3 protein-coding genes are annotated in these 3114 nt (G+C 67.9%); 2 read left to right on the top strand and 1 reads right to left on the bottom strand.

All coding sequences use genetic code 11. The features are described from left to right. Nucleotides 1-156 precede the first annotated feature (156 nt). Nucleotides 157-957 (top strand): AAA family ATPase, encoded by an 801-nt coding sequence (locus HV826_RS36180; protein WP_407938464.1) that lies wholly within the window; start codon nucleotides 157-159, stop codon nucleotides 955-957. An 80-nt stretch (nucleotides 958-1037) separates the two neighbouring features. Beyond that, a complete protein-coding gene (locus tag HV826_RS36175) occupies nucleotides 1038-1682 on the top strand; it encodes a hypothetical protein (RefSeq protein WP_176421550.1) in 645 nt (214 codons plus the stop codon). Nucleotides 1683-1725: 43 nt separating this feature from the next. Here the strand turns inward: HV826_RS36175 and HV826_RS36170 are convergent, their stop codons facing one another. Beyond that, nucleotides 1726-2919: a hypothetical protein gene (locus tag HV826_RS36170; RefSeq protein ID WP_368671074.1), complete on the bottom strand. Its 1194-nt coding sequence runs from the start codon at nucleotides 2917-2919 to the stop codon at nucleotides 1726-1728. Nucleotides 2920-3114 lie beyond the last annotated feature (195 nt).

Here is a 3114-nt window from a genome sequence, read left to right as displayed (position 1 = left end):
CCATCCGCTTCACCATCTGCGACTTGAATGCATCCGTGTACGACACTGCGTCCTGCCTGCTCTCGCCCCCATGGCGTGGTCATCCCGGCCGGTCAGCCGAGGCGACAACTTCCCTGACACAGGGGGTGGGATGGGCTCAAGCCCGATGGAAAGCACCTGTGCAACGGGCTTATCGCGGACTGGGCTTCCTGGCAGGGGCGCAATGGAGAGCCGTATCAGCAACTCCGCCAGGCGCTCCATGCACTCTCTCCTTCGGATGTGGAGCTCCTCGCGCCGGGAGAGCTCACTCGCGTCAGCCTGGAAGACGTCCGGGACATGCCGACCCTTCGCACGGGGTACGGTCAGGAGGTTCCCGTGGTGTACGCGTCCGCGGGTGTCAGACGCGTCATCACGCTGGCCTACTTGCTGGTGTGGACGTGGCAGGAGCATCTGCAGGCAAGCCGCTTGATGAACCAGGAGGCCACCCGGTCCATCATCTTCTTGATCGACGAGGTGGAGGCGCATCTGCATCCTCGTTGGCAGCGGACCGTCCTGCGCTCCCTGCTCAAGGTCATGGAGGCGCTCACGGGCGCTGGTGACGTCCAGGTCCAGATTCTCGCCGTGACACACTCGCCGCTGCTACTGGCTTCACTGGAGCCGCTCTTTGACGCCCAGGAAGATGCCTTGTGGCACCTCAATCTCCAGGACAGGGAGGTTGTCCTTCACAAGGAGGAATGGCATCGCCGGGGTGACGCGAACTCCTGGCTCGTTTCTGAAATCTTCGACCTCGGGGAGCCCCGCTCGCTGGAGGCCGAGCAAGCCATCCAGCGCGCCGAGGCATTGATGGAGCGGCGACAGGGCGTGTCGTCCGACGAGTTCACCCAGGCCCGCGACGCGCTGCGCGCCAGCCTTCCCGATGTTGACCCATTCTGGCTGCGGTGGCGCTTCTGGGCGCGCGAGGCGGGGCTGAGCCAGTGATTCGTGTCTTGAAGCAGCCAGAGCCGCGACCTCCTGTCTTTGATTTCGAAAACCAGGTTCGGAAGCCTGGATTGAGTGCCTTGGCTGAGCTGGTTGGCCAGCCGCCCTTGATGAAGCGCACGGGGCCGCGAATCACCAGGCGAGCGGAGCGAATCGAAGATTTGAAGGCTTCGGATCTTCGGCGACACCCCTACTGGACCCGCGCGCTGCCTGTCCTGCACGCCGCATATGGGGGTATTTGCGCATACGCCTGTTTCTACATCGAACCGCTCTGTGGGCCGACGGTCGACCACTTTGTCGCCATGGTGAGCACGGAGCATCGGCAGGCTTATGAATGGGACAATTATCGTCTGGCCTGCTCACGGATGAATGCGCGCAAGCGAGAGTTCGCCAACGTGCTCGATCCGTGCATGGTTGAGGACGGTTGGTTTGTCCTCAACCTGGGGACGTTCAAGGTGGAGCCCGCCGTGGGCCTGGCCCCGGAGGTGGAAGCCAGGGTCCGTGAAACCATCGAGCGGTTGGGGCTCGATTCTCGTGAGTACCAGCACATGTGTCGAAGGTACTTCGACAGCTACTGGAGCCCAGCGGTTGCTCATCAACCTGTCCCGCTCTGGTCCCTGGAGCGGGATGCCCCCTTCCTGGCGCGTGAAATGCGACGGCAGGGGCGCATTCGGGACGCGGATGTCGCGGCGAGCGTGTCCGCCACGGGTCCGAAGCTTCGCTGAGGCCCCAGCGTCGATGACCCGGGCGCTGTGCCGTCCGCCGGGCTCAGGGCCGCAGCCGCAGGAGGAATCCATCCCGCGGGCGAGGGTAGGGCGTGCCTTCTGGATGCGAGCGCGCCAGCGCGCCCGCCGCCACCGCGTAACCGCTCGCATCCACCGCCACCGTGCGCGCCAGCGTGGGGCCTGGACTGGTGAAGCTGCGCACCCAGAGCGAAGCGCCGTCCTCCGGGTGGAGCCGGGCCACGTAGAGGCCCGCGGGCACGCCGCCGCCACCCAGATCCAGCCCGCCATCATGCGAGCCCGCCAGGGTGAGCTGCCCGGCGTCATCCGTGGCCAGCGCGGTGGCGGTGGCCGCGAAGGAGCGCGCCCAGCGCTCCTTGCCCTGGGCATCAAACACCGTCACGAACCCCTGGTAGCCGTTGGAGATGTGAGGCTTCCCCTGGAAATAGAAGCGTCCGGAGAAGTTCCCACCGACGAAGACGCGGTCGGGGCCCACCGCCAGGGCATTGGCGGTGCCCTCGGTGCCCCGCAACTCCCGGCTCCAGGCGTGCGCGCCGTCTGAGGACAGCTTCAGCACGAAGGGCGTGCGCTGGCGCACCGTGACGAGCGCCGACCCGCCAAAGCAGACGGAGCCCGCATAGGCCCCCGCGACGTGCACGCCGCCAAAGACATCCACCGCCACGGCCCGAGCCGTCACCAGGCCTTCGTCCCCCGCGGCCCAGGTGCGGCTCCAGCGCGTCTGTCCGCTGGCGTCCAGGCTCACCGCGAAGGCGGAGCGCTGGCCCCGTGGGGATTTCCTCACGCCGTCACCGAAGTCGCGTTGGCCATGGAAGTCTCCCACCAGCACCACGCCGTCCGTGCCGTCCGGCGCGAGCGCATGGACGGTGAGCGCACCCGTGCCGTCGAAGCGCCGCACGCGCTCCAGCGCCCCCTGGGGCGACAGCCGGGCCAGGAAGGCGCCGGGTGGGATGGTCGCCTTGCCCAGCGCGAAGCCGGCGGAGACGCCGCCCAGCCACGCGTTGCCTTCGCCATCCACGGTGAGCCCGCCCACGTGCGCGCGCGCGGTGTCTGCCTCCGGCGAAAGCCCATGCGCCCAGCGCAGGGTGCCCTCCGGAGAGAAGCGCGCCACCAGCAGGTGAGGCGCTTTTGATACGTGGTTGAAGGGCAGGGGGCCTCCCCCAAGGTCCAGAGGCTCACGGTAGGTCGCCGCGACGAGGACGTCCCCGTCGGGAGCCACCACGGCATGTGGCGCTTCGCTGTCCCCCAGAACCAGCGGACGCGTCCACGCCAGGACCCCCTCACCCTCACCTGCAGCCGACCCCGCCACCTCCAAGCCCGGAGCGCGAGCCGCCGCGTGCGCCCTCTCCCCGCACCCCACGAGGAGAAGCCCGAACGCCAGCACCCCGATTGCCCATCGCCGCCTCCCCACCATCCC

The sequence above is a fragment of the Myxococcus sp. AM010 genome (assembly GCF_013372585.1).
GTDB classification, from domain to species: Bacteria; Myxococcota; Myxococcia; order Myxococcales; family Myxococcaceae; genus Myxococcus; species Myxococcus vastator.
The sequence above is the reverse complement of the archived record's forward strand: the minus strand, read 5'-3'. Positions and strand labels throughout refer to the sequence as shown.